The sequence below is a fragment of the Flavobacterium sp. Root420 genome, from assembly GCF_001427905.1.
In the GTDB taxonomy this organism is placed as follows: Bacteria; Bacteroidota; Bacteroidia; order Flavobacteriales; family Flavobacteriaceae; genus Flavobacterium.
Map to the genome: position 1 here is coordinate 528,918 of NZ_LMEF01000001.1, position 26,495 is coordinate 555,412.

The following is a 26,495-nucleotide window of genomic DNA, read 5'->3' on the forward strand; positions in this document are numbered from 1 at the left end:
ACTGAAAGTCTTATTTTACACCATTTGTATATCAATGATATTATACTCTTGCAAAGAAAATGAGCAATCACAAGATTATACTAAGATTGTAGCAAAAGGAGAAATGCAGGCCGAACTTACTACACCACCGATGGTTCCAAAGCCAGTTGGTGACAGAGCAGCCATGAAATTAAAAGTCAATATGGAAATTAAGGAGCAGGAAGGCACGATGGCTGATGGCGTAAAATATACTTATTGGACATTTGGCAGCTCCGTTCCAGGAAGTTTCATCAGAACTCGTGTAGGAGATGAAGTTGAATTTCATTTAAAAAACCATCCGGATAATAAATTACCCCACAATATTGATTTACATGCGGTCACTGGTCCTGGCGGAGGTGCAACATCGTCATTAGTAGCACCAGGGCATGAAAAAGTATTTAGTTTTAAAGTTATAAATCCCGGGCTGTATGTTTACCATTGTGCAACTGCTCCTGTGGGAATGCACATTGCAAATGGAATGTACGGATTGATTCTGGTTGAACCAGAAGGCGGATTACCTAAAGTTGACAAGGAATATTACGTAATGCAAGGTGATTTTTATACCCAGGGTGAATATGGAGCTAAGGGTCTTCAGGCTTTTGACATGAATAAAGCGATTAAAGAAACACCTGATTATGTTGTTTTTAACGGAAAAGTGGGCTCTATGACAAACGGAAATGAACTAACAGCAAAAGTAGGAGAAACTGTTCGTTTATTTGTTGGTAATGGCGGACCAAATTTAGTCTCATCTTTCCATGTTATTGGAGAAATTTTTGATCATGTGCATGTAGAAGGCGGAGCGCTGATAAATAAAAATGTTCAAACAACTTTAATTCCTGCAGGTGGTTCAGCTATCGTTGATTTTAAAGTCGAAACTCCCGGAAATTTTATTATGGTTGACCACTCTATTTTTAGAGCTTTTAATAAAGGAGCTTTAGGAATTCTTAAAGTTGAGGGCGAAGAAAATAAAAGTATTTATTCAGGAACAATTCAGGAAGGAATTTATTTGCCTGAAGGAGGGACTATTCAAAAAATGCCGCAGAATGTAACCGCAAAAACTGCAGCACCTAAAAGAACTTTAGCGGAAAAAATAACTAATGGAAAGCAGATTTTTGGAACCACTTGTTTTGCCTGCCATCAATCTGAAGGGCAAGGAATTCCGAACACCTTTCCTCCTCTTGCAAAATCAGACTTTTTAAATGCAAATTCAAAACGTGCTATTACTACCATTTTACACGGTTTAAGTGGTGAAGTAATGGTAAATAGTAAAAAGTTCAACAACGTTATGCCGGCACAAAATTTATCTGATGATGAAATAGCCAATGTTTTAACGTACATCTATAACAGTTGGGGAAATAACAAAACAGAAGTTACTCCAGAAATGGTAAAAGCATTCCGTTAAAGCACTCCATTATGCAAAAAAAAAATTTAATTATTTTTCTTTTCTTAGTTCATATTGGATTCATGCAAGCTCAAGAATCGAAAATGGTTCCTATAGAGGAGGGCTCTTTTGTCCCTCTTTATGGGGCCTCATCAAAAAAACCTGTGACTGTAAAATCTTTTTTTATAGATGTATATCCTGTAACGAATTCACAGTATTTGAGCTTCGTTAAAAAATATCCAGAGTTCAGAAAATCTAAAATAAAAGGACTATTTGCTGATAAAAGTTATCTCACGTATTGGAAAAATGATTTTGATTTTGGAACTTCAAATCCAAAAGCTCCTGCAACAAATGTTTCATGGTTTGCAGCAAAAAAATATTGCGAATGCCAGGGAAAACGCTTACCAACAATGGATGAATGGGAATATGTTGCAATGGCAGACGAGAAAAAAATAGACGCCCGAACCAAAACGGAATTTAATAAATACATTTTGTCGTGGTACGAAAAATCAAAAACATACGAGAATCCGATTGGACAAACCTTTAAAAATTATTGGGGTGTTTATGATATGCACGGATTAGTATGGGAATGGACAGCCGACTTTAACAGCATTTTTTTGTCTGGCGAATCCAGAAAAGACAAAAGTGCCGATAAGAATCTTTTTTGTGGCGCTTCCTCTGTAAATGCAACCGATTTAATGGATTATGCTGCTTTTATGCGATATGCCTTTAGAGGAAGCCTAAAAGCACAATATTCAACACGCAATCTTGGTTTTCGATGTGCCAGTAAAACGAAGCTTTAATTTAAAATTAATTGAATGAAAAAAATACTAGTTGCCGTTTTTAGTCTTCTTTTTTCTTTGCAAGGTTGTAAAGAAAAACTCAAAGAAACGAATCCTACAGTCATTAAAAACAAGGAAGTAAGTGATTTGTCTATTTATAATTTACCCTCTGAATGGACAACACAAGACGGAAAAAACATTGAACTTAAGAGTCTTAATGGAAATGTTCTCGTGATGGTTATGATTTATACTTCCTGCAAAGCTGCCTGTCCTCGACTTGTGGCCGATATGAGAAGTATTGAAGCAAAACTGAATCAAAAAACTAAAAAAAATGTAAAACTTATTTTAGTAAGTATTGATCCTGTTACTGATACGCCAAAAAAACTCAAATCATTTGCTATAGCCAACAAAATGGACAACGAACCCTGGCTTTTCTTAAGATCAACGGAAGATAATACGCGCGAATTTGCTGCTATTCTGGCTGTTAATTATAAACAGATATCTCCAATGGAATTTTCACATTCGAATATCATTAGTGTTTTTAATCCAAAAGGGGAATTAATATACCAACAGGAAGGTTTAGGAGTAAATAATGACCAAACTGTAAATAAAATAAATGAAGAAGCAGCAAAAATTTAAATAGGTTGATTAGTTAAAAACAAGGGGAGATTTTGATTAATCAAACCTTGTTTTTGTTTTTAATACCGAAATCAGAATCAATAACAATCCCGCAACAATAAAGATGCTGGCTCCAAAAATTGCTTCATAATAGCCAAAAAGCAATCCCTTATCTAAGAAATAGAATATTCCTTGCAGAAATAAAAGGATCTCCGTAATTACATATCCGAAGAAAAAACACTTTACTCCAATCTTTAATAAATAAGCTTTTCGCTGAAGAAGATTATTCTGAAGTAAGATTCCAAACAAAAATCCGGTAATGATTCCGAGTGTAGTCAAATGAATAAACCCAATTACCCAATTTCTGATTTGATGAGAAACTTCAGTGAGATTTGGCAGAAGAACCGCTAATTGTAATATCATTTTTAAAGATAAAGACCATAAAGCAAAAACATAAGTCCCTTGAGTTAATGAATCAAGATTTGCCTTAAATTGATTTATCTGAGGATTTAGCATTTTATAGAAATATACAAAAGCGATTACCTCTAATAAAAACCCAAAAGTATTCAAACACTTTAAAATTTGATCTTTTACAAACCAGCTTATTGGAAATGCTACTGTAAAAAATGTTCCCAAAATCAACAATGTCAGGAAAATTCTAAATTGTCTTGTTTCAATTTCATTTTTAAATTGTTTAACAAACAAAGCCAAAATCGCAAATAGAAACCAACCATTAAATTGAAAATGCAGAAAAAACTGAATAGCAATTTGATAAAAAACACTTTGTTTTCCTAACATATTGATTGTTGGTCCTAAACACCAGACTCCAAAAGTTGAAAAAACCATAAATAAAATTGATACTATTAATAATTTTTCGGCAGGACCTCTATCTTTCGAACAATCCCTCCAAACCAGCCAGCAAAAAAAATAACTCAATAAAATATGCAGGGTAGAAAATACAATCGAAAACAAAGCATATCCCTGAATCGGAAAACTTATCATCATTCCAACAACTGTAAATTCTGTGATCCAAAATAATTGATTGTAAATTGGGTTATCATTTTTGTCTTTCGGAATAAAAAAATGAACAATCAAAACAAAAATCATCATATAAACCCAACCGAGCATCGCAACGTGAGAATGTGCATGAAGCAAATAAATATAATTGATGTTTTTAAAAGGAAAAAGATAGGCGAAACGCATCAGTAAACCCATAATAGAAGCCACAATAAAGTTTATAAAGCAACAAATTATCCAGCTTCTCTGTGTGTTCATTTTAGATAATAATTTCATTTTTCTTATAAATAAAAATGCACTGATAACAATTCATTTTATTGAGATTTGTTCAGTGCATTTATTCTAATTTATTACATTTTTTAAGCGAACTCTTCTTCTAAAATTATCGCTTTAGGAAAAAGAATATTATTTTCTAAATGAATGTGTTTATGTAAATCTTGCTCAAATTCATCCAACATAGCAAATGTTACTTTATAAGTGGTACAACCATCGGCCGGAGCCGTGTAATTATTGGTCAGATTTGCAATTTCGCGAAAGCGTTCTCCTTCATTGTCATGTTCCTGCATCATCATTGCAATTGGATTAGAGACTGTTCCGAAAGAAGGTTGCGACAAAACACCATTAGATTCTTTGGTTTTCACCATTCTTTTGATGAAAGGAAACAACATTAATTCTTCTTTCTTCATATGCTGAGATAATTCTCCGGCACCTGCTGTAAACAATTCGTTTATTTTAAATAATTCGGGATGATTTGCCCCATGCACACTACATAATTTATTTAAAAACTGCAGAATAATTCCTGTTTTTTCTTCAACATAACGATGATGTGTTTTTTCAATATAATCGACTAATAAATCTAAAGGCCACGAATTAAAATCTATCGTATTATTATTTTCTGACTGCAAGACATCAAATACATTTTGAAGTAAGGTATCTGCATCGATATCTTGTTTTTCACAAACTTCATTGATTGTTCTGTTTCCTTTGCAGCAAAAATCAATTTGATATTTTGAAAATACTGCTGCTGTTCTAAAGTCCTGAGCTACAAATGCCCCAATAGTTTTATCTTTTAAATTTTCCATTTTGTTTTAAATTAATTAATTATTTTTTACTTGTTCTTATCTATAAAAGATAAATTTATCTTTTATTAAATTATTAAAAAACTCTAATACCTAAAAGCATTAGAGTTTGACTTTATTCTACAATTAACACACCTTTCATCATAGCAACATGCCCTGGAAAAGTACATAAAAAGTTATAAGTTCCTTTTTTATTTATAGTAAATTCTATTGTGTCTTCCTCTCCTCCACCAAGCAGTTTAGTGTGTGCAATAATTGAAGCTTTTTCTGAAGCTGGAATATAATCTGTGTCTTTTGCATTAATTGCTTTTGCCGCAAAAGCAGCTTCATCTGTTCCTTCCTGTAAAATAACCAAATTATGTCCCATGGCTTCTTTTGGAATTTTACCAACGTGTTTTAAGGTCAACGTAATTGGTTTTCCGGCTTCGGCTCGTAATTCATTGGTACTAAATTGCATTTGATCGTTTCCTTCAATAACAAGAACATTACTTACTACTGGTTTTTGACCTTCATCTGACGGTGTTTCTGTTGCTCCTGTTGGTTGTTCTGTTGGAACATTTTCTTTCTTTCCACAAGAAGTAATAGCTAAAGTTCCCATCAGTAAAAGCATCGAAATTTTGATTTTCTTATTCATTGTTATGTATTTATATTATAAAATTTTATTCACTCTTATTTAGAATTTTCAAATAAAAATTTCCCGAATTTACTCCTGAAGCCAATTGTTCCAAAGTAGTATTGGTTAGCATTGCCAAAAGCAGTTCACGTATTTTTTTGAACTCATTATGAACCGGACAAGGATGCGTTTCTGAGCATTCCTTTAAACCAATTCCACAACCTTTATATATGTTATTTCCATCAATAGCATCGACAATTTGAATCAGTTTTATAGATTTCACCACTTCATTCGAAACTTCGAATCCACCACCAACTCCTTTAGCCGAAGCAATGATACCGCTTTTGGTAAGGATCTGCATGATTTTAGCTGTAAAAGGTTCAGGTGAATCAATTTCTTTGGCAACATCTTTTATTCCAACCCGAATTCCTTCTGATGATTTGGTAGCTATAAAAATAGAAGCCCGAATGCCGTACTCGCATGCTTTTGAAAACATATATTCAATGATTAAATTCTTTACAAATATATTCACTTTATGATTAAAGACAAAATTATCTTTAATTAATTTTTATAAAAAAATTGCTTATTTATAACCAGAATAATTTATAAAATACAAAAGACTTATTTAATCTCAAATTCCTATAAAAACCAATTTTAGTTTTACCTTTGGGAGTAATGTAAATTTTTAATATCCAGATATGCCCTTAAGCAACTCCAAAGATTTAAAATTAGCGGTTCTTATAGATGCCGACAACGTGCCTTATAGCAATGTAAAAGGCATGATGGAAGAAATAGCAAAATTTGGAACACCAACCACCAAACGCATTTATGCCGATTGGACAAAGCCAAACTCAAATGGCTGGAAAGGTGTTTTGCTGGAACATGCTATTACCCCTATTCAGCAATACAGTTATACTGTTGGAAAAAACTCTTCTGATTCTGCCTTAATTATTGACGCAATGGATTTGCTTTATTCCGGGAAATTAGACGGATTTTGTATCGTATCAAGCGACAGTGATTTTACACGTTTGGCGATTCGTTTGCGTGAATCTGGCATGAAAGTTATTGGTATTGGCGAAAAGAAAACCCCAAACTCATTTATAGTTGCCTGTGACAGATTTATCTATATTGAAGTCTTGGATGGAGCAATTCAGAAGAAAAAACTAAAAACTACCGCTGCTGCTGCTACCAAAAAACCAGTTGAAAAACCTGCTGAAAAAGCCTTACACAAAATTGACAAACAAACAATCGACCTTATCGAAGCCACCATTGAAGATATCGAAGACGACGATGGCTGGGCCTTTTTAGGCGATGTTGGAAATCTTATAGTAAAGAAAAAACCTGAATTTGACCCAAGAAATTATGGTTTTTCAAAACTTACACCGATGCTGAAATCACTTACCGACATTCTTGAAATTGACGAAAGAGAATCAGATAAAAAAGGGATCAAACATGTGTATGTTCGCCTAAGATTCAATTAATTATTACTCTTTAAATTATTTAAAAACATGAGAAAAAAATTCTTTATTTACGGATTCTTATTGTTTCTAATTGTTGCTGCAATTTATTATTACACTGAGCGTGGTTTTCTGCTTGTTATTATTCTTCCTATATTATTGATCATTGGTGTTTATAATGCTATTCAAAAAAAACATGCCATTTTAAGAAACTTTCCGGTTCTGGGTTATTTTAGGTATTTATTTGAAATGATTGCACCGGAAATCCAACAATATTTTATTGAACGATCTACTGACGGAAAACCTTTCTCCAGAAATCAGCGTTCTCTGGTTTATCAAAGGGCCAAAAATATCGATTCGAATTCACCCTTCGGAACGCAATTAAATTTAAATCATGACAGTTACGAAGGAATAAAACATTCTATTTTTCCAGCAAAAGTCAATGAGGAATTACCACGTGTTTTAGTTGGCGGAAAAGATTGTAAACAGCCTTATCTTGCTTCTTTATTTAATGTTTCTGCTATGAGTTTTGGTTCGCTAAGCGAAAATGCAGTTCGTGCCATAAATATTGGGGCCAAAAAAGGAAATTTCTACCAAAATACCGGAGAAGGTGGTTTAACCGAATATCATCTTGCGGGCGGTGGCGATATTACCTGGCAAATTGGTACAGGTTATTTTGGTTGTCGCACTGCTGATGGGAATTTCAGTCCTGAAAAATTCTCAGAAAAAGCCAATCTTCCAAATGTAAAAATGATTGAGATTAAACTTTCACAAGGCGCAAAACCAGGTCATGGAGGTGTACTTCCGGCTGCAAAAAATACGGTTCAGATCGCTAAAATAAGAGGTGTTGAACCACACACAACTATTCTTTCACCACCCGGTCATCATGCTTTTTCAGACAGCAAAGGGCTTATCCATTTTATAGCGCAGTTGCGCGAATTATCAAACGGAAAACCAGTTGGCTTTAAATTGTGTATTGGAAATACAGCCGAATTTGAATCCATTTGCCATGAAATGATTGCCGAAGATATTTATCCCGATTTCATAACCGTTGATGGTGCCGAAGGAGGAACTGGTGCAGCTCCTCTTGAATTTGCAGATGGAGTTGGAATGCCATTTGAACCTGCTTTGATATTTGTAAACAAAACATTGGTCGGATTAAATATTCGTGACAAAATACGCGTTATAGGAAGTGGAAAAATTATTTCAGGATACTCCATTTTACATGCAGTAGCTTTAGGTGCAGATATGTGCAACAGCGCCCGTGGTTTTATGTTTTCATTAGGTTGTATTCAGGCCTTACGTTGTCATAATAATGAATGTCCAACCGGAGTGGCAACTCAAAATAAAATGTTGATGAAAGGTTTGGTTGTTACTGATAAATCAGAGCGTGTTTATCATTTTCATAAAAATACTTTGCATGCAGCTAATGAACTTTTAGCAGCGGCAGGAAAGAAAAGTTTTGCCGACGTTGATATTAATATATTTATGCGTGGCGATGAATTTGCCAATTTATCAGACTCGTATTTCCCTGATCAATTAACGAACGTTACCAGACATTAAGAATAAAAAAAGCCTCTTTGTTAAAATTTCAAAGAGGCTTTTTTTATATTTTGGTTATTTATGTTTTTTGGATTTATTTCAATTAAAGTTTTGCAGTTTCTTTACCAGCTGCAGCACCATTTTCTATAACTGCTAGTTCTTCCTTATCAACTAATTGCTGAGCAAGAATTATATTATTGTAAGATATAAAGTATACATCAAACTTTACTCCTTCTTCGATTAATGCCGGAGAAATCTGGTCATTTTCAACCATTTGTTTAAGCAAGCTTGGAAAAGTGTCCTTATACGCTAATTTGTTTGCGTCAGTTCCTTCTAAATTAGTTTCAATTCTTATTTCAATTTTATTGTCATTTAAAAATGCTTTAGCACTTGTACTAACAACGTTTCCTCCTTTTATAGAAGACGAAGTATTATAATTACTAACATGTTCCTGGATTTTTTGCTTGGTATTTTTACAGCTTACCAGCAATAGAACAACGGCAAAAGCAAATGCGATTTGGGTAATTTTTTTCATAATTTTTTGGTTTTATAGTTATTTTTTAACTCAAACATAACAAACTTTCCATACAAAAACAATAGTAGCTCATAAAAATTAAAAATGTAATTATTTGACTACAACTTATTTAATTATAATAAACCAAACTCGTACTAAAATTGAAATTGTTCTTTCATTCAAAAAAGGACTAAATAAAAAAACCTCTCTAAAATTTTTAAAGAGGCTTGGAATTTGTAAAATACTTTACTTAATCGAACTATTTTTTCAACAATTCGGTTAATTCTTCTTTGTTTATGATTTGTTTTGCAAGAACCGTATTATCATCAGCTAAAAAATAAACATCAAATTGCACTCCTTCTTCAACTAATTCTTTAAAGTTTAGATCTTTGTTTATCATTTCTTTCAGGAATTCAGGAAACCCCTTTACAGCTTCTGTTTTATTGGTTTCATTTTGTTTTAAATCAGTTTCAAATCGCAATTCGATTTTATTGTCATTGATATAACCTCTCGCAGTTGTTAGCGTGACATTTTCACTTTTAAAATTTGTAGCAGTTTTATTGTACGAAACAACATATTCCTGAAGTTTTTGTTTGGTGTTTTTGCAACTTACAATCATCAATGCAATAATAATTGCAAATAAGATTTGGCTTATTTTCTTCATCATAATCTTTTAAATTTATTTTAATTTTTGAAGTCTTAAAAGAGCTTCCAAATAATAATAATCGGCATAATTTATAGAACAGTCGATTTCACTTCCGGCTGGTTTGTGGCCTGTTGAATGAAGTAAAAACGCCGAATTAACATCATGACTTTGATAATCATTTGAAAGTGAAACAATCATTTTTTTAGATTTTGTCAAATATTCGTTTTTCAGTTTTTTATCTTTTGTATAAGAACTTAATTCTATCAATGCCGAAGATACAATGGCTGCCGCAGAAGCATCTCTTGGTTCATTCGGAATTCCGGGTGCATTAAAATCCCAGTATGGAACTAAATCTTCCGTTGTTAATCTATCCAAATAAACCCGGGTTATTTTATGAGCAAAATCTAAAAATTTAGGGTCTTTTGTTTCTCTGTAAACCATAGTAAATCCGTAAATACCCCAAGCCTGCCCGCGAGCCCACATACTATCATCGCTATAACCCTGCGCGGTTCTTCCTTTTATTTTTTTACCAGTTTCATAATCATAAATTATAACATGATAAGATGAATAGTCTGGTCTAAAATGATTGGCCATTGTGGTTTCGGCATGTTTTACGGCGATATCATACAACTTTTTATTTCCACCATTTTTAGAAGCCCAAAAAAGAAGTTCCAAATTCATCATATTATCAATAATCGTATTATGTCCGCCCATTTTATTATGCGGCCACGATTGAATTGTCCCGACTTTTGGATTAAAAAGTGTGGCCAGAGTATCAGCTGTTTTCAGGATAATATCTTTATATTCCTTGTTTTTAGTTAAACGATAGCCGTTCCCGAAACTATTAAAAACCTGAAAACCTAAATCGTGGTCACCAGCTTTGCTTACAGACAGAGGTGTTAGGAATCGGCTGAATTTATCTGCTTCTTTTTCCCATTTCTTATCACCTGTTGCTTCATATAAAAACCATAATTCTCCTGGCCAAAATCCGCTTGTCCAATCTTTGTAGCCAACAAATTTCCATTCTTTGCTTCCATTCGGAACTGTTCTTGGAGAAGTTCCATCATCTGGAATTACTTTTAATGTTTTTGAAGCTTGTTCAGCACAATATTCAAGTTGCTTTTTAATATTAAATGAATTGTTTTTTTGAGAGTAAGCAATACTTCCAGAAAGAAATAAAGTTAAAATCACTACAGTAAATCTTGTATCCATGTGGTTATTGTTTTGGTAAAGTTTTTTGAATTGATAAATTTAGAAAATAAAGTACATCTATCCGAAACTTTGTATTTTTGTTTACCTGGAAAAGTACTAATCTTGCCCATTAAAATTTAAATTTGAAAAAATACAGACTTTACTACTTCATCATTTTCCTGGGAATTATTTTTCTTGGCATCATCTCCAGAAAAATTAGTTTAATTCCTTTATATATTGGTGATCTTCTGTATGCTGTTATGATGTATATACTTGTCCGAATAGTACTCATAAATAAAAAAGCAATACAAATAGCAATTATTTCTTTATTGATTTGCTATGGAATAGAGTTTTTACAATTGTATCAGGGTGAATGGATGATTGAACTCAGAAAAACACTTTTTGGAAGATATGTGCTCGGTCAGGGCTTTCTTTGGAGTGATATTTTGGCTTATACTTCTGGAATCTTTATCGCTTATATAATTGAAAAAAAAAAAAAAACATCTTAAAACATACCAACATATGAAACTCGTTTTTGCATCAAATAATCTAAACAAAATTAAAGAGATACAAAGTATATTAAATGGATCGATACAATTATTAAGTCTCGAAGATATTGGATGTTTTGAAGAAATTCCTGAGACGGCTGATACTATTGAAGGAAATGCAATTTTGAAAGCTGATTATGTAACTCAAAAATACGGTTACGATTGTTTTGCAGATGATACCGGCTTAGAAGTTACAGCTCTAAATGGTGAACCCGGTGTTTATTCGGCCAGATACGCAGGCGAACAGCGCAATGCCGATGATAATATGAATAAACTTTTGGATGCGTTAAAAGACAAATCAGATCGTAGTGCACAGTTCAAGACCGTTATTGCTTTGAACTTAAATGGAAAACAGCATCTTTTTACCGGACTAGCAAAAGGAAAGATTGTTTTAGAAAAAACAGGAAATCACGGTTTTGGATATGATCCTATATTTCAACCTGAGAATTATTCAGAAACATTTGCCGAGTTATCCTCAGATATTAAAAATAAAATCAGCCATCGTGCTAAAGCAACTAAGCAACTAATTGATTTCCTGAACTCCACAAAATAATTGTTTAAAATACAACATTTTAAAGGGTAAAATTTATATTACTAGACGTAAAATTATTCATTTTCTTGTCAAATTGATTTTGCGATAAACATAACTTTTTGATAATCAAATCATAACAAATGCATAATTCTTAAAAATGCATTAGTTTATATGGAATATTAACAGTAATTTTGCACCCTATTTTAAATACACATATGAATAAATTTGAACAATTAGGATTGAATGAATCGTTACTGAAGGCGATTTTAGATCTAGGATTTGAGAATCCGTCAGAAGTACAGGAGAAAGCGATTCCCCTATTATTGGAAAAAGACACAGATATGGTTGCGTTGGCTCAGACAGGGACAGGGAAAACGGCAGCTTTCGGTTTTCCGCTAATTCAAAAAATTGATGCTGACAACAGAAATACACAAGCATTAGTTTTATCGCCAACACGAGAACTTTGTTTACAGATTACCAACGAACTTAAAAACTACTCAAAATACGAGAAAGGTATTAATGTGGTAGCAGTTTACGGCGGGGCTAGTATTACAGAGCAAGCTAGGGACATTAAAAGAGGTGCACAAATTATTGTAGCAACTCCTGGAAGAATGCAAGACATGATCAACAGAGGTTTGGTTAACATTAAAAATATAGATTACTGTATTTTGGATGAGGCTGATGAAATGTTGAACATGGGATTTTATGAGGATATCGTATCTATTTTATCTGATACTCCTGACCAAAAAAGTACATGGTTGTTCTCTGCAACTATGCCACAAGAGGTTGCCAGAATTGCAAAACAATTCATGAGCGACCCGGTTGAAATTACTGTTGGAGCTAAGAACTCAGGTTCTGCAACAGTTTCTCACGAATTTTACTTAGTAAATGCTCGTGATCGTTACGAAGCTTTAAAACGTTTAGCCGATGCGAACCCGGATATTTTTTCTGTAGTTTTCTGTCGTACTAAAAGAGATACACAAGCTGTAGCTGAAAAATTAATTGAAGATGGATACAGCGCTGCTGCATTGCACGGAGATTTATCTCAGGCGCAACGTGATGGTGTAATGAAATCTTTCCGTGGAAGACAAATTCAGATGCTTGTTGCTACTGACGTTGCTGCACGTGGTATTGACGTTGATAATATTACTCACGTAGTAAATTACCAACTTCCTGACGAAATTGAAACTTACAATCACCGTTCCGGACGTACTGGTAGAGCTGGAAAATTAGGAACTTCTATTGTAATTGTTACAAAAAGTGAGTTGCGTAAAATTTCTTCTATCGAAAGAATTATCAAACAAAAATTCGAAGAAAAAACTATTCCATCCGGAATCGAAATCTGCGAAATTCAATTATTGCACTTAGCAACCAAAATTAAAGATACTGAAGTTGATCACGAAATTGACAACTATTTACCAGCAATCAATAACGTTCTTGAAGGTTTATCTAAAGAAGAATTGATCAAGAAAATGGTTTCAGTAGAATTTAACCGTTTTATTGCTTACTATAAAAAGAACAGAGATATTTCATCTCAAGCTGGAGAAAGACGCGAAAGAAGTGATTCTGAACCAAGAGAGTTCAATAATAACGGAGCAGTTCGCTATTTTGTAAACATCGGTTCAAGAGATAATTTCGATTGGATGACTCTTAAAGATTACCTGAAAGAAACATTAGACTTAGGTCGTGATGACGTTTTCAAAGTAGATGTAAAAGAAGGTTTCTCTTTCTTTAACACTGATCCTGAGCATACTGATAAAGTTATGGAAGTATTAAACAACGTACAATTAGAAGGACGTCGTATTAATGTTGAAATTTCTAAAAATGATGGTGGCGGAAGACGTGACCATAACGGACGTTCTGGCGGCGGAAGAAGCTCTGGCGGACCAAGACGTGAAGGAAGCTTTGCTCCAAGACGCGAAGGTTCTGGTGGTGGATTCAAAAGCGACAGAAATTCAGCTCCAAGAGAAGGTGGTTTCAGAAGCGACAGAAATTCATCTGCTCCTAAAAGAGAAGGTGGTTTTAGAAGTTCAACTCCAAGAACTGAAGGAGGTTCAGACAGAGCTCCAAGACGTTCTGAAAGCTTTGGTGATTCACCAAGACCAAGAAGACCAAGAAGAGATTAATCTTTTAATTTTCTTTTAAATATAAAAATCCCAAATCCCATACTAATTGGAATTTGGGATTTTTTTTATTTAAAAACTTTTTTAAATTAATACGTTTTATAATTCAAAACCATTTAATTTAAATCTTCTTATTCCCTTTTTAGTTAAATACTAAAAGCAACTCTTCTTTCCTTTGTTAATTTTCTGATAATTATATTCGAGGACTGCGAAATATTTAATCCCGATTTACTACTTTTAATGCTTTAAATCAGGATATGAAATATTTCGCAGTTTTCTTTTTTATACTAATATCGACCATCAGTTTCGCACAAGAAACGGAACCTACAACTCCTCAGAGAGTTTCTGGTTATATCTACAACGATAATAGTAAACAGCCTATTCCTAATGTAAATATCATTAACACAAACAAAGTACGTGGTGCACAGTCTGATGGTAAAGGATATTTTGAGATTGATGTGCAACCAAATGACACATTGCATTTCTCCCTTTTAGGATTTCAGTCTCTGCGAATCAGAGTAACTAATGACTGGATAAAAAATAAAGTAACAAGAATTCAGCTTACCGAAAAAGCGATTGCTTTGGAAGAAGTCGTTATTGCTCCTTTTAATTTAACAGGATATCTTGAAATTGATTCTAAATTAATTCCAACTAAAGAAAATTACCGTTATAGTATTTCTGGTCTTACACAAGGATATGAAGCAGGAGAATATGCACCAAATGCCTTTGGAAAAGTACTGGGATCTATTTTTAATCCCGCAGATATGCTATATAATTTCTTTGGAAAAAACGGAAGAGAACTCAAGAAATTAAAAGATATGAAAAAAGACGACACTATTCGAAATCTTCTGGAATCGAAATATGATCGTGAAACGCTTTCGGTACTTTTAGGTATAAGCAAAGATGAAATTCCCGAAATTTTACAACGCTGCAACTATTCTGATTCTTTTATTCAATCTGCAAATGATCTACAAATTCTGGACGCCATTAGTGGTTGTTACGAACAATATAAAGTTTTAAAGCGAAATTAGAAATTCGACATACAATCAAAATATATAATCCTCATTACACAATTAGTATTGAGGTTTTTTTTTATTTTAGACCTATATTTGACAAACTGATATAAAAACACCATGCCTAAAATACCTTTTCAAACAATTGACTGGACCCAAATTTCAAAAACTGAACATGCGGGAGAAACCGGAACTGCATATTGGCAAACCATCCAATTGGGCGGTTTACGCATTCGAAAAGTGACTTACTCTGAAAATTATGTTGCGGATCATTGGTGTCAAAAAGGACATATTGTACATTGTCTTGAAGGCGAATTTATTAGCGAATTAGAAGATGGAAAAAAGTTTAAACTAGGTAAAGGAATGACCTATGTGGTATCTGATGATGTTAGCTCTCACCGCTCTATAACTGCTAAAGGTGTTGAATTATTAATAATTGATGGTGATTTTTTAAAGTAATAGTCTAAACAATTCAGAATATTATAATTACATTTACTTACATTCAAAGAAAAATTAACTTAATTTAAATAATATGGCAAAGAGTCAAGATGCTAAAAAAACAGCAAAAAAAGAACCGTTAAAAACGGCTAAGGAAAAGAAAGAGGAGAAACGAGAAAAGAAAAATTCTCCTAAGAGAGATTAATTTTAAGTTTTCAGTCCTAGTCGCAGTTTTCAGTTATTATTAGAACTGAAAACTGCGACTGAAAAAACTGAGACTTTTTTTATTTAACCGGAATATTAGAAAGAATTTCTAATACAAATTTCCAATATTTTTGAGCAGATAAAATGCTTGCTCTTTCGTCAGGTGAATGTGCACCGTGAATTGTTGGCCCAAAAGAAATCATATCCATATCAGGATAATTTGTTCCAAGAATTCCACATTCTAAACCAGCGTGACAAGCTACCACTTTTGGTTTCTCACCGTTTTGTTTTTCATAAATTCCAACCAAAGTATCTAATATTTCAGAATTTACATTTGGTGTCCAGCCCGGGTATGAACCAGAAAGTTCAACTTCGCAACCAACTAATTCGAAAGCAGAACGAAGTGAATTGGCCAAATCAAATTTTGAAGTCTCTACAGAAGAACGGGTTAAACATCCAATCAATATTTCACCGTCTTTTATGATAACTCTGGCAATATTATTTGAAGTTTCAACTAGATTTTCCATATCAGCGCTCATTCTATAAACACCATTATGAGCCGCATAAATCGCTCTGATGATTCCTTCCTGAACTCCTAAATCCATTACTTTTTCTGGTAAATCGCATTTTACGATTTCAATTGAAAGATTTGGTTCAGTTGTTTTATATTCCGTTTTAATATCGTTGATAATTTCCTGCATATCAAAAATGTAAGCTTCATCAAACATTTCAGAAATAATTACCTTTGCAACGCTTTCTCTCGGAATCGCATTACGTAAACTTCCTCCGTTAATTTCAGCAACCTGCAAACCAAAGTTTTCAAAAGCATCAAATAATAAACGGTTCATAATTTTATTCGCGTTTCCTAAACCTTTGTTGATATCCATTCCTGAATGACCTCCATTTAAGCCTTTTACGGTAATAAGATGACCAACAGAACCTTCCGGAACTTCTTCTTCATGATACGTTCTTGTAGCCGTTACATCGATTCCACCAGCACAACCAATATCTATTTCATCATCTTCTTCTGTGTCCAGGTTTAATAAAATCTGACCTTGCAGAATTCCGCCTTTTAAGTTTAAAGCACCAGTCATTCCTGTTTCTTCGTCAATTGTAAACAAAGCTTCGATTGCCGGATGCGGAATATCTTTGCTTTCTAAAATAGCCATAATTGTTGCTACTCCTAATCCGTTATCAGCACCAAGCGTTGTACCGCGAGCACGAACCCAATCACCATCAACATACATATCAATTCCTTGTGTATCGAAATCAAAAATTGTATCTGCATTCTTTTGGTGCACCATATCAAGATGTCCCTGCATTACAATTGCTTTACGGTTTTCCATTCCCGGAGTTGCCGGTTTTCTGATAATTACATTTCGAATTTCGTCTTCAAAAGTTTCTAAACCTAAGCTGTTTCCAAAGTTTTTCATAAACTCGATCACACGTTCTTCTTTTTTTGACGGACGCGGAACTGCGTTTAAATCGGCAAACTTATTCCATAGCGCTTTTGGTTCCAGATTTCTTATTTCCTGACTCATTATATTTTGTTTGAAGTTTAACAATTAAGAACTTCAAAGTTACAAAGTTTAAATTCTTTTTTGCCACAAATTTCACGAATTAGCACTAATTATAACGGCTCTAAAATCGGATAAAAAAAATTTAGTATTTTATTGAATTAAAAACAAAGCAAATCATTAATTAGTAAAAATTAGTGGAATTCGTGGCTAACTTTTTTCAAATCAGTTAATATTGTATTTATATTTACGTATCCAAAATTTACGATGTGAAATCAAAATATATTTTACCCTTATTTCTAGTCATTCAAATTATCTTTCTAAAAATCCTTCCCTTTTTTCCGGATTTTGTCGAAGGTGCGTATAGCAACAATTTATATATCAGAATTTCACATTTCTTACGAATAGTGTTAGGTAAAATTTCGTTTTCGATTGGTGATCTTATTTATATTATTTTAATCTTGTCTGTAATTAGCTGGTTTTGGCAAATCCGAAAAACATGGAAAGCGAATTGGAAAGACCATCTATTAAAAATCTTTGGCAAAATTTCTGTTTTTTACTTTTTCTTTCATCTATTGTGGGCTTTCAATTATTATCGCGAACCGCTTTTCGAAAAAATGGAAATCAAAAGAGAATATACTGATGCCGAATTATTGACTTTCACCAAAAAACTAATTTTAAAAACCAACGAAATTCAGTTTCAGATAACCAAAAATGACAGTGCAAAAATAGTTTTTCCGTACTCTCAAAAGAAAGTTTTTCAGATGAACCTGAACGGATATAACAATCTGGCTAAAGAACATCCTTATTTTAAATATGAAATTTTGAGCGTCAAAAAATCTCTTTTTAGTCTTCCTTTGACTTATATGGGATTTGGCGGTTATTTAAATCCATTTACGAATGAAGCACAAGTAAATGATTTACTCCCAATGTATAATTTCCCTGTCACAACTTGTCATGAAATGGCACATCAAATGGGTTATGCCAGCGAAAGCGAGTGTAATTTTATTGGAGTTTTAGCTTCTGTTAAAAATGATAATTTGTATTTTCAATATTCAGGATATAGTTTTGCTTTGCGCTATTGTTTGGGAATTTGGCAAGTTAAAAACGAGAAAATTTTCGAACAGTTAAAAAAACAAACGCATGTCGGAATCTTAAAAAACTATCAGGAAAGCCATGATTTCTGGAAACAGTATGATACTTTTATTGATGAAGGTTTCCGTGTTCTTTATGACAATTTCCTAAAAACAAACAATCAAAAAGACGGCATGGATAGTTACAGCAAATTTGTAGATTTGATGGTGAATTATTATAAAACCAGAAAATTATAATAATTTTTCGCCACTGATTATAGGATTAAAATGATTAATCTTTTAGAATCTCTTAATCTTGTGGCAAAAAAATTAAATCACATTGTAACAAAATTTATTACAATACTACTAATACTTTATGAGCGAAAATTTAGAACAGTCATTTGTTGCGCAATTGAAGGCTAATCAGAATATAATCCACAAGATTTGTAGATTATATACTGCTGGCGAAGACGCTCACAAAGACTTGTTTCAGGAAATTACCATTCAGCTCTGGAAAGCATATCCAAAATTTAGGGGCGACAGTAAATTTTCGACCTGGACGTATCGTGTGGCTTTAAATACAGCCATTACCTTATATCGAAAAACCAAAAGAACCATATCGACAGTAGAATATGAAAGTCATCAGCATTTTGTAAAAGATGTTGACTACAATTATGAAGAGGAAGAACAGATTAAATTGATGTATAAAGCCGTTTATCAGCTTAATGACATCGAAAAAGCATTAGTTTTTATGTATTTAGAAGACAAAGATTATCAAGAAATAGCCGAGACCTTAGGAATCAGCGAAGTGAATGCGCGTGTGAAAATGAACAGAATTAAAGGGAAACTTAAAAAAATACTAAATCCTTAAAAATTATTATGAAAGAACTGGATTTATTAAAAAAAGACTGGAAAAAGAACTCGGATTCTTTTGAGCAAATTTCTGAAAAAGAAATCTACAGAATGATTCACAAAAAATCATCTTCAATAGTGAAGTGGATTTTAATAATCAGTATTTTAGAAATTTCGTTTTGGACTTTTTCAAACTTGTTTTTTAATACTGATGATGTTTTGCAAAAAACCAATCATCAGGAAATTGTCAATGCACTTGAATACCTGACTTATCTTAATTATTTAGTTGGATTGGTTTTCATATTTATTTTCTATAAAAACTATACTACAATTTCAACGACAGTTGCCACAAAATCATTAATGAGTGCTATCTTAAGAACTCGCAAAACAGTACAATATTATGTTTGGTATAATCTCGGAATAGTCGTTATAATAGCAATATTAACCTTCTTTGTCACTTTTGTATATAATCCGGATATGGCTCTTATAAGAGAAAAATTAGCCGCAAATGGCAAAGCTATGATTATAACTTTCGGAATAGCATTTTTAGTTGCCTGTGCCTTTTTTGGATTATTCTGGTGTTTCTATAGATTACTTTACGGAACGCTATTAAGAAGACTATATACTAATTATAAAGAGTTGAAGAAAATTGATTTTTAAAGGAGGTACGAAGACTCAGAGAGGCAAAGGTTCAAAGGTGTTCTTTTTGAATCTATAGAAGAAATAGTAACCTCCTAAGTTTTTGCCGAACCTAACAAATATTTACAAATCTAATTTTCATTTTCTGGGGCCTTGTAACTCCATCTTCTCATTTCGTTAAGCTCTTCCTCCACCTTAATTACTTCGGCTGGAATAACTTTTAAAAATGATGGATGTTGTTCTATAGCGTACTCTACTTTTTCTACAATCTCTTCAATTGTATCGTTTTCATAATCAATATCAAGTGGTTCTTTGATAATGAACGATTGAAGAATTCCTTTTTTCTTAGTTCGTAATCCCTTTTTATCAAATGAGCGACGGAAACCGTCAATAACAATCGGAATAACAATAGGTTTGTGTTGCTTAATTATATGTGCAGTTCCTTTACGAACTGGTTTGAATGATTTTGTAGTTCCTTGCGGAAACGTAATTACCCAACCATCTGCAAGGGCAATTCTGATATTCTCAGTATCATTTGGATTTACGTCTCTTTTTTCAGTCACGTCAACACCTTTAGCACGCCAGGTTCTTTCAACTGTTATAGCGCCCGCATAAGCCATAATTCTAGGTAATAAACCGGCTTTCATTGTTTCTTTGGCAGCAACATAATATAAGTTCATCTTCGGTTGCCATAAATAACCGATATTTTTAATTGTATCCTGACGTCCGCTTAAACTTGCGTTAAACACATGAAACATTGCTACAACATCGGCAAAATAAGTCTGATGATTGGATATAAATAATACATTCGTATCCGGCAATGTTTTAATAATCTCAGATCCTTCGATCTGTAATTCATTAAAACCCCTATATCTTCTATGCGTCATGGCACCCAAAATACGGATTAACCATTTCTTGATGAATAATATATGTCCGAAAGGATTTCGTTTAAACAATCCCATAGCTACGTTTTGTATTTTTTTGTTAAGTCGCAAACATACAAAAATTATTCTTTTAGCGACAGTTTTAAACAATTTCAACCAGAAGTTGTTAATGTAATGAATACTAAATTGTTATTTTATTGTCTTTAGAGTTTTTCTCCAAAAGTTATTTTTAAGACTTCTCTCAGTTCGCTCAAAATCATAGCAGTTGCTCCCCAGACAATATGATTTTGAATATTAAATGCAGGAACTAAGATATCGATAGCATAAGAAGTTGACAATGTGGTTTCGATAATTATTTCATCGTCTAAAAAGACAGATAAAGGTAGTTCAATAATATCAGCAACTTCTCTGATGTCAGGATAAAATGAAAGTTCTTCTTTTGCAATTCCTAAAAAAGGATGCACTAAAAAATTACTTGGCGGAATATAAACCGGTGTAAACTTCTTAATTATTTCAATTTTTTCCAATGAAACACCAACTTCTTCTTCCGTTTCACGCAGAGCAGTTTCTTCAAAATTGATATCTGAAATTTCATATTTCCCTCCAGGAAAGGCAATTTGAGAGGAATGAACGCCATTATAAGCATTCCTTACAATTAAAACTAAATGCGTTTCATCATTTTTAGGATAAAACAACATCATTACGGCTGCTATTCTGGGATTTTTTGTTTTTAAATCAATACTTCTAAGTTCTTCAAGGCGTCCTTTTGGAGCCATTTTAAGGTGGGCCAAATTTGCCGGCAATTCAACTGGAATTAAATTAGGAACATATTGCAAAAAATCTTGAAAATTCATCTTCAAAGTTTATTTTTGTATTTTCATATAAAATATAAATATACTCCAGAAAACACAGTTTCACAAGTTTTCCAGAATCAAAGCCCATAAAAATGTACAGCAGAGAAGAATCACAAAAGATAAAAAGAGAATTTTGGGTGGCTTTCGCCGAAAAATATCCACGCAAATGGGTTCTTTATGACACTAAAATAAAAGACTTTTCTTTTAAATTTTTCGTTGATAACAAAAAAGCCCAGGTTTTAATTGATATCGAGCACAGAAGTGATGAAAAACGAAATGCTTACTTCGAAAAAATAGAAGCTTTAAAAAATATTCTGGAAGAAGAATTTGTTTCTGATTTGGTTTACGAGAAAAACTACACTTTAGAAAGCAGTAAAACCATTAGCCGAATTTGGGTTGAAAAACAAGGAGTTGGTTTTAGTAATCGCAATAATTGGGATACTATTTTCGATTTCTTTTTTGAAAAAATGAATGCACTGGAAATGTTTTATCTGGAGTATGATGAGTTTATTAAGGATATTTCTTAGGAAGGTTCTGAGGTTCTGAGACGCTAAGTTTCTAAGATTTTTTATAACAATAAAACCCGATAAGCATTTTGAACTTATCGGGTTTGTTATTTTATCTAAAAGTATTAATTCTTGATTTCCTAATAAATTACACACTAGACATATTATAAACGATAATATGATCGTCGTAGTTAATATAAAGTTGTTTACGGTATTCTTGCTTTTTACGTGTAATAATAGATAACTTGCATTCTCGTCCATCATTGTCTTTACATATGAAAGAATAAACAATATCAGTATCGTTTTCTTCTCTCTCAATGTAATTCAAAATATTAAAAAGTTGAATTTCCTGCGAATAAACTACAATTCGATGCTTATTAGTATCCAGAATTACGGATAAATTCACTAAGTCAAGATTCGACCAATCACCCCACTTTCCTCTTTCGTTTTTTTCTAAAACACTAAATCCAGAAGTTTTAAATTGATAAGACTGACTCTGAACCTGTTGCAGACCAAATGCTAAAAAAAGTAATATTATGTAGGTTCGTATAAAATTCATATTGTATTTCTTGCAGATAATTAAAACTCAAATTTAGCTTTTTCTTTGCAGGCAGCTTCAAATTCGACCATCATTTGTTGAATAATTTGTTTGACTGGAAGAATTTCATGAATCAATCCTGAGATTTGTCCAATTTCAAGTTCTCCTTCTTCGAGATCACCCTCAAACATTCCTTTTTTAGCTCTGGCACGGCCTAAAAGCTGGATTAAATCTTCTTTAGAAGGACATTTTTCATATAATTCCTGAACATCCTGGTAAAACTTATTTTTAATCAAACGTACCGGAGCTAATTCTTTCAAGGTCAAATGAGTATCCCCTTCTTTACTATTAACTATTGTTTCCTTGAAATTATTGTGCGCCGAAGATTCTAAAGAAGCTGCGAAACGACTTCCAACCTGAACTCCATCTGCGCCTAATATCATCGTGGCCAACATTCCTCTTCCGGTCGCAATACCACCCGCGGCAATAATCGGAATCTGAATTTTTTCTTTTACCATCGGAATCAAAGTCAGCGTTGTAGTTTCATCACGCCCGTTGTGTCCGCCGGCTTCAAAACCTTCTGCAACAATAGCATCTACTCCTGCTTCTTGTGCTTTTAAGGCAAAAACACTACTACTCACAACATGAACAACTGTTATTCCTTTTTCCTTAAGAAAAGAAGTCCAGGTTTTAGGATTTCCTGCTGAAGTAAAAACAATCCTTACTCCTTCTTCAACGACAATATTTATGATTTCTTCAAGGTTTGGATATAACATCGGAATATTAACACCAAAAGGTTTGTCAGTCGCTTTTTTGCATTTTTGAATGTGCTCGCGTAAAACTTCGGGGTACATGGAACCGGCACCAATAAGACCTAAACCACCTGAATTACTAACCGCAGAAGCCAGTTTATAACCGCTATTCCAGATCATTCCGCCTTGAATTATTGGATATTTTATATTGAAGAGTTGGGTAATTTTATTCATGCAAAAAGGCTGTTATTGTTTGATTATCTTTCCTGTTTTATGCAAACCTTCAGCATCAAAAGTATAGAAATATAGTCCGCTGTTTAGGGCCTCTACAGAAAGAATTGGGTTTTGATTTGTAATTTGTTTTTCGATTATTTTTTGCCCTAAAACGGAGTAAATTGAGACTAATGCGTCGTAATTTTCATTTGAAAAAGAAAAAGAAACAAAATTTTTAGCTGGATTCGGAAATACTGAAAAATCCGAAGAAACCTGAAAATTTTCAACTCCTAAAGTAGATCCGAAATTCGGAATTCCATATCCATAATCATTATTTGGATTTGCATATCGATCCGAAATTTCTAAAAGCATTTGTCGAATTTCCTTATTTGTTTTTATTGGAAAAGCCTGCCATAAACATGCAATCATTCCAGCCATTACCGGACATGAAAATGAAGTTCCGTTAGAAGTTCCAATAGTACCTGAAGCATCAGAAACTACTGTAGCAGTTCCCTGCGCCATTACATCTGGTTTTATTCGACCATCGAAACTCGGACCAATCGAACTGAAATTAGATTTTATTTTTGCAGCATCTACAGAACCGACTGTGATAACTGAAACAGCATCTGCCGGACCACCAATATGTGGTTCAGCTGTTCTGCCTTCATTTCCAGCCGAAGCCACCACAATGATTCCTTTACTAAATGCAATTTCTGCACCGCGAGAAATAAAATTGGTACTGCCATCCATATCACTATAAATATGGTTATAATTTGGATTCGTAAATCCTGTAAAATAGCCTAACGAAGTTGTAATAATATCAACACCTAAACTATCGGCTTTTTCTGCTGCTTCAACCCATAACGATTCTTCGACCGGATTTTCAGTAGCATCATTTTCGGTTATGAATAAATAATACGAGGCATCCGGAGCTGTACCTACCAATGCATTTTCTTTATAACCTCCCATTGTTGAAAGCACTAATGTTCCGTGATCATCTCCTGTATAAAAATTAGTATTTCGATTCACAAAATCATAACCTCCCAAAATCTGATTTTTAGTTTGTAAATTTTGAAAAGGCTGAGCTGTGTTTACGCCTGGAAAACCTGCATCCAATACAGCAATTATTTTTCCGCTGCCTGTATAATTCTGCTTATGTAGAGCCTGTCCGTTAAGCATCTGAATTTGACTTGTTGAATTTCCATAAGCATAATCAATAGTAGTTTTAAGTTTGTCGTTCGTTTGAACTTGTTTATGCTCCGAAACTTTTTTAGAAGTAGTATTCAAGGTTCTATTAGCAAAAACAATTTTATCAACAAATGAAAATGATTTAAGTGCCAGAATAGTAGCCTGAGTTCCACGAATATGAAGTGCATTCAACCATTTTGACTTCGCCATAATGGTAATTCCTGAACTCGCTTTTATTTGACTAACATAACTTTTTTCTACAGGAACATCAGTAGTGTTTAAAGCAATATTCTGATTCGTTCTTCGGTCTAAAGAACGTTGCGTAAGCATATCTAAAGGTTTGTCTAAAAACAGTTGCGAACCTGGCTTATCTTTAAAATAAACCCATGCCTCTTCTTGCGAAAACATCGCAGAAAAAACAAATAATAAAAGAAACGTGAAACCGTATTTCATAGTTTACTTTTTTTTAAAGGAAAACCTCCGTAAAAAAGTATAAAGCTAAGAAATTACTCCCGAACCAACTAATTCATTATCGAAATACCAGGCAACAAACTGACCTTCAGTAATAGCAGATTGTGGCTCATCAAAACCAACATACATTCCATCTTCAAATTGGTGTAAAGTAGCTTTTTGAAGAGGCTGACGGTAACGAATTCTCGCCATTACTTCCATAGTCTCACCTACTTTTAAAGTCAAATCGGTACGAATCCAATGCACTTCAGATTTTTCGATAAATAAAGCTTTTTTGAATAATCCCGGATGATTACTGGTTAAACCTGTATAGATCGTATTAGTTTCAACATTAGTCGCAATAATAAACAACGGATCAGTTGTTCCACCAACATTCAGGCCTTTTCTTTGACCAATGGTAAAATAATGGGCACCTTGATGTTTCCCAACTACTTTTCCCATTGTTGGAAGATAATTTAGCTTTTGAGCTTCTAATTTCAACTCCTCTTCTACTGATAAACCTGCTGGTTTTTCAATATTGTAAATCGGGTCATTCTTATCGATCTGAACAATTTTACCTTCTTTTGGTTGTAACTTTTGTTGCAAAAATTCCGGTAAACGTACTTTTCCGATAAAACATAATCCTTGAGAATCTTTCTTTTCAGCCGTTACTAAATCCATTTCAGCAGCGATTTCACGCACTTCCGGTTTTGTTAAAGCACCGATTGGAAATAATGATTTTGCCAATTGTTCCTGTGACAATTGACATAAAAAATACGACTGATCTTTATTATTGTCAGCGCCGGCTATCAATTGATAAACGGGTTTTCCATCAACTTCAATTTCATTTTTTTGGCAATAATGTCCGGTTGCTACATAATCAGCACCAAGACTTAAGGCAATTTTCATGAAAACATCAAATTTGATTTCGCGGTTGCAAAGTACATCAGGATTTGGAGTTCTCCCTTTTTCGTATTCGTTGAACATATAATCAACGATTTTTTCTTTGTATTCCTCGCTTAAATCAACAGTTTGAAACGGTATTCCGAGTTTTTCAGCAACCAGTAAGGCATCATTACTATCCTCTAACCAAGGACATTCGTTAGAAATAGTAACCGAGTCATCGTGCCAGTTTTTCATAAAAAGGCCAATAACTTCGTATCCTTGTTGCTGCAACAAATAGGCTGCAACACTCGAATCTACTCCACCAGAAAGTCCAACAACTACACGTTTCATTCTAAATCGTTTATATTTTTACAAGGGTGCAAAGATAAGTCCTATTTTTGATTTTTGCAGTAGTTTCGATTAGTTTA

Annotated in this window: 28 protein-coding genes; 14 read left to right on the plus strand and 14 right to left on the minus strand. The window is 33.3% G+C overall.

The window, feature by feature from the left end; genetic code table 11:
• Window positions 1-34 precede the first annotated feature (34 nt).
• Genes nirK through ASC72_RS02385 form a run of 3 tightly spaced genes read left to right on the plus strand, consistent with a single transcriptional unit; the run spans window position 35 to window position 2,820 of the window.
• The gene (gene nirK, locus ASC72_RS02375) at window positions 35-1,420 is read left to right on the plus strand and encodes a copper-containing nitrite reductase (protein WP_371258423.1); all 1,386 of its coding nucleotides are present in this window, start codon (window positions 35-37) and stop codon (window positions 1,418-1,420) included.
• Between the two features lie 11 nt (window positions 1,421-1,431).
• Entirely contained in the window at window positions 1,432-2,202 is a 771-nt protein-coding gene (locus tag ASC72_RS02380) for a formylglycine-generating enzyme family protein (RefSeq protein ID WP_056186127.1), read from the plus strand.
• Window positions 2,203-2,217: 15 nt separating this feature from the next.
• Window positions 2,218-2,820 carry an SCO family protein gene (locus ASC72_RS02385; RefSeq protein ID WP_056186129.1) on the plus strand — a complete coding sequence of 201 codons (603 nt, stop codon included), beginning with the start codon at window positions 2,218-2,220 and terminating at the stop codon, window positions 2,818-2,820.
• Between the two features lie 36 nt (window positions 2,821-2,856).
• Here the strand turns inward: ASC72_RS02385 and ASC72_RS02390 are convergent, their stop codons facing one another.
• From ASC72_RS02390 to ASC72_RS02405, 4 genes are all read right to left on the minus strand, one after another.
• Window positions 2,857-4,074 (minus strand): hypothetical protein, encoded by a 1,218-nt coding sequence (locus tag ASC72_RS02390; RefSeq protein ID WP_056186872.1) that lies wholly within the window; start codon window positions 4,072-4,074, stop codon window positions 2,857-2,859.
• Between the two features lie 101 nt (window positions 4,075-4,175).
• Window positions 4,176-4,898, minus strand: coding sequence for an iron-sulfur cluster repair di-iron protein (gene ric / locus ASC72_RS02395; RefSeq protein ID WP_056186132.1), 723 nt, complete (start codon window positions 4,896-4,898; stop codon window positions 4,176-4,178).
• Window positions 4,899-5,010: 112 nt separating this feature from the next.
• Window positions 5,011-5,529, minus strand: a complete 519-nt coding sequence (gene azu, locus ASC72_RS02400; protein WP_056186135.1) for an azurin — start codon at window positions 5,527-5,529, stop codon at window positions 5,011-5,013.
• A gap of 25 nt (window positions 5,530-5,554) precedes the next feature.
• Window positions 5,555-6,004 carry an Rrf2 family transcriptional regulator gene (locus tag ASC72_RS02405; RefSeq protein ID WP_056186138.1) on the minus strand — a complete coding sequence of 150 codons (450 nt, stop codon included), beginning with the start codon at window positions 6,002-6,004 and terminating at the stop codon, window positions 5,555-5,557.
• 202 nt (window positions 6,005-6,206) lie between these two features.
• Between ASC72_RS02405 and ASC72_RS02410 the strand changes: the two genes are divergently transcribed.
• Together ASC72_RS02410 and ASC72_RS02415 are read left to right on the plus strand one after the other, a co-directional pair.
• Complete coding sequence (locus ASC72_RS02410; RefSeq protein WP_056186141.1) at window positions 6,207-6,989, plus strand: NYN domain-containing protein; 783 nt, start codon at window positions 6,207-6,209, stop codon at window positions 6,987-6,989.
• A 27-nt stretch (window positions 6,990-7,016) separates the two neighbouring features.
• On the plus strand, window positions 7,017-8,528 hold the full coding sequence (locus ASC72_RS02415) for an FMN-binding glutamate synthase family protein (RefSeq protein ID WP_056186143.1): 1,512 nt from the start codon (window positions 7,017-7,019) through the stop codon (window positions 8,526-8,528).
• Between the two features lie 82 nt (window positions 8,529-8,610).
• Here the strand turns inward: ASC72_RS02415 and ASC72_RS02420 are convergent, their stop codons facing one another.
• From ASC72_RS02420 to ASC72_RS02430, 3 genes are all read right to left on the minus strand, one after another.
• Window positions 8,611-9,042: a hypothetical protein gene (locus ASC72_RS02420; RefSeq protein WP_056186147.1), complete on the minus strand. Its 432-nt coding sequence runs from the start codon at window positions 9,040-9,042 to the stop codon at window positions 8,611-8,613.
• Between the two features lie 238 nt (window positions 9,043-9,280).
• Window positions 9,281-9,688, minus strand: coding sequence for a hypothetical protein (locus ASC72_RS02425; RefSeq protein ID WP_056186150.1), 408 nt, complete (start codon window positions 9,686-9,688; stop codon window positions 9,281-9,283).
• A gap of 12 nt (window positions 9,689-9,700) precedes the next feature.
• Entirely contained in the window at window positions 9,701-10,879 is a 1,179-nt protein-coding gene (locus ASC72_RS02430; RefSeq protein WP_056186154.1) for a glycoside hydrolase family 88 protein, read from the minus strand.
• Window positions 10,880-11,001: 122 nt separating this feature from the next.
• Here ASC72_RS02430 and ASC72_RS02435 point away from each other — a divergent pair, with 122 nt between their 5' ends.
• The 5 genes from ASC72_RS02435 to ASC72_RS02455 all read left to right on the plus strand — a co-directional run bounded on the left by ASC72_RS02435 (window position 11,002) and on the right by ASC72_RS02455 (window position 15,533).
• Complete coding sequence (locus ASC72_RS02435; protein ID WP_056186157.1) at window positions 11,002-11,367, plus strand: DUF2809 domain-containing protein; 366 nt, start codon at window positions 11,002-11,004, stop codon at window positions 11,365-11,367.
• 13 nt (window positions 11,368-11,380) lie between these two features.
• On the plus strand, window positions 11,381-11,959 hold the full coding sequence (locus ASC72_RS02440; RefSeq protein WP_056186875.1) for a non-canonical purine NTP diphosphatase: 579 nt from the start codon (window positions 11,381-11,383) through the stop codon (window positions 11,957-11,959).
• A gap of 194 nt (window positions 11,960-12,153) precedes the next feature.
• On the plus strand, window positions 12,154-14,064 hold the full coding sequence (locus tag ASC72_RS02445) for a DEAD/DEAH box helicase (RefSeq protein WP_056186161.1): 1,911 nt from the start codon (window positions 12,154-12,156) through the stop codon (window positions 14,062-14,064).
• A gap of 254 nt (window positions 14,065-14,318) precedes the next feature.
• The gene (locus tag ASC72_RS02450; protein WP_056186165.1) at window positions 14,319-15,092 is read left to right on the plus strand and encodes a carboxypeptidase-like regulatory domain-containing protein; all 774 of its coding nucleotides are present in this window, start codon (window positions 14,319-14,321) and stop codon (window positions 15,090-15,092) included.
• A 102-nt stretch (window positions 15,093-15,194) separates the two neighbouring features.
• Entirely contained in the window at window positions 15,195-15,533 is a 339-nt protein-coding gene (locus ASC72_RS02455) for a DHCW motif cupin fold protein (protein WP_056186168.1), read from the plus strand.
• A gap of 263 nt (window positions 15,534-15,796) precedes the next feature.
• On the opposite strand, the gene ASC72_RS02460 is transcribed toward ASC72_RS02455, so the two are convergent.
• On the minus strand, window positions 15,797-17,257 hold the full coding sequence (locus ASC72_RS02460) for an aminoacyl-histidine dipeptidase (RefSeq protein WP_056186170.1): 1,461 nt from the start codon (window positions 17,255-17,257) through the stop codon (window positions 15,797-15,799).
• 245 nt (window positions 17,258-17,502) lie between these two features.
• Here ASC72_RS02460 and ASC72_RS02465 point away from each other — a divergent pair, with 245 nt between their 5' ends.
• The 3 genes from ASC72_RS02465 (at window position 17,503) to ASC72_RS02475 (ending at window position 19,818) form a co-directional block, all read left to right on the plus strand.
• Entirely contained in the window at window positions 17,503-18,564 is a 1,062-nt protein-coding gene (locus ASC72_RS02465) for a DUF3810 domain-containing protein (RefSeq protein ID WP_056186173.1), read from the plus strand.
• Between the two features lie 118 nt (window positions 18,565-18,682).
• Window positions 18,683-19,177, plus strand: a complete 495-nt coding sequence (locus ASC72_RS02470) for an RNA polymerase sigma factor (RefSeq protein ID WP_026982022.1) — start codon at window positions 18,683-18,685, stop codon at window positions 19,175-19,177.
• A gap of 8 nt (window positions 19,178-19,185) precedes the next feature.
• On the plus strand, window positions 19,186-19,818 hold the full coding sequence (locus ASC72_RS02475) for a hypothetical protein (RefSeq protein ID WP_056186176.1): 633 nt from the start codon (window positions 19,186-19,188) through the stop codon (window positions 19,816-19,818).
• A gap of 110 nt (window positions 19,819-19,928) precedes the next feature.
• On the opposite strand, the gene ASC72_RS02480 is transcribed toward ASC72_RS02475, so the two are convergent.
• Window positions 19,929-20,759, minus strand: coding sequence for a 1-acyl-sn-glycerol-3-phosphate acyltransferase (locus ASC72_RS02480; RefSeq protein WP_056186179.1), 831 nt, complete (start codon window positions 20,757-20,759; stop codon window positions 19,929-19,931).
• A 125-nt stretch (window positions 20,760-20,884) separates the two neighbouring features.
• Window positions 20,885-21,535, minus strand: coding sequence for a CoA pyrophosphatase (locus ASC72_RS02485; RefSeq protein ID WP_056186183.1), 651 nt, complete (start codon window positions 21,533-21,535; stop codon window positions 20,885-20,887).
• A gap of 92 nt (window positions 21,536-21,627) precedes the next feature.
• On the opposite strand from ASC72_RS02485, the gene ASC72_RS02490 reads away from it, so the two are divergent.
• A complete protein-coding gene (locus ASC72_RS02490) occupies window positions 21,628-22,062 on the plus strand; it encodes a DUF4268 domain-containing protein (RefSeq protein WP_056186186.1) in 435 nt (144 codons plus the stop codon).
• 127 nt (window positions 22,063-22,189) lie between these two features.
• Here ASC72_RS02490 and ASC72_RS02495 read toward each other — a convergent pair whose 3' ends face one another.
• Genes ASC72_RS02495 through mnmA form a run of 4 tightly spaced genes read right to left on the minus strand, consistent with a single transcriptional unit; the run spans window position 22,190 to window position 26,418 of the window.
• On the minus strand, window positions 22,190-22,600 hold the full coding sequence (locus ASC72_RS02495; RefSeq protein ID WP_056186190.1) for a hypothetical protein: 411 nt from the start codon (window positions 22,598-22,600) through the stop codon (window positions 22,190-22,192).
• Window positions 22,601-22,620: 20 nt separating this feature from the next.
• Entirely contained in the window at window positions 22,621-23,565 is a 945-nt protein-coding gene (locus ASC72_RS02500; RefSeq protein WP_056186193.1) for a nitronate monooxygenase family protein, read from the minus strand.
• Window positions 23,566-23,577: 12 nt separating this feature from the next.
• Window positions 23,578-25,185, minus strand: coding sequence for a S8 family serine peptidase (locus ASC72_RS02505; protein WP_056186197.1), 1,608 nt, complete (start codon window positions 25,183-25,185; stop codon window positions 23,578-23,580).
• A gap of 45 nt (window positions 25,186-25,230) precedes the next feature.
• Window positions 25,231-26,418 carry a tRNA 2-thiouridine(34) synthase MnmA gene (gene mnmA, locus ASC72_RS02510; RefSeq protein ID WP_056186200.1) on the minus strand — a complete coding sequence of 396 codons (1,188 nt, stop codon included), beginning with the start codon at window positions 26,416-26,418 and terminating at the stop codon, window positions 25,231-25,233.
• Between the last annotated feature and the right edge of the window lie 77 nt (window positions 26,419-26,495).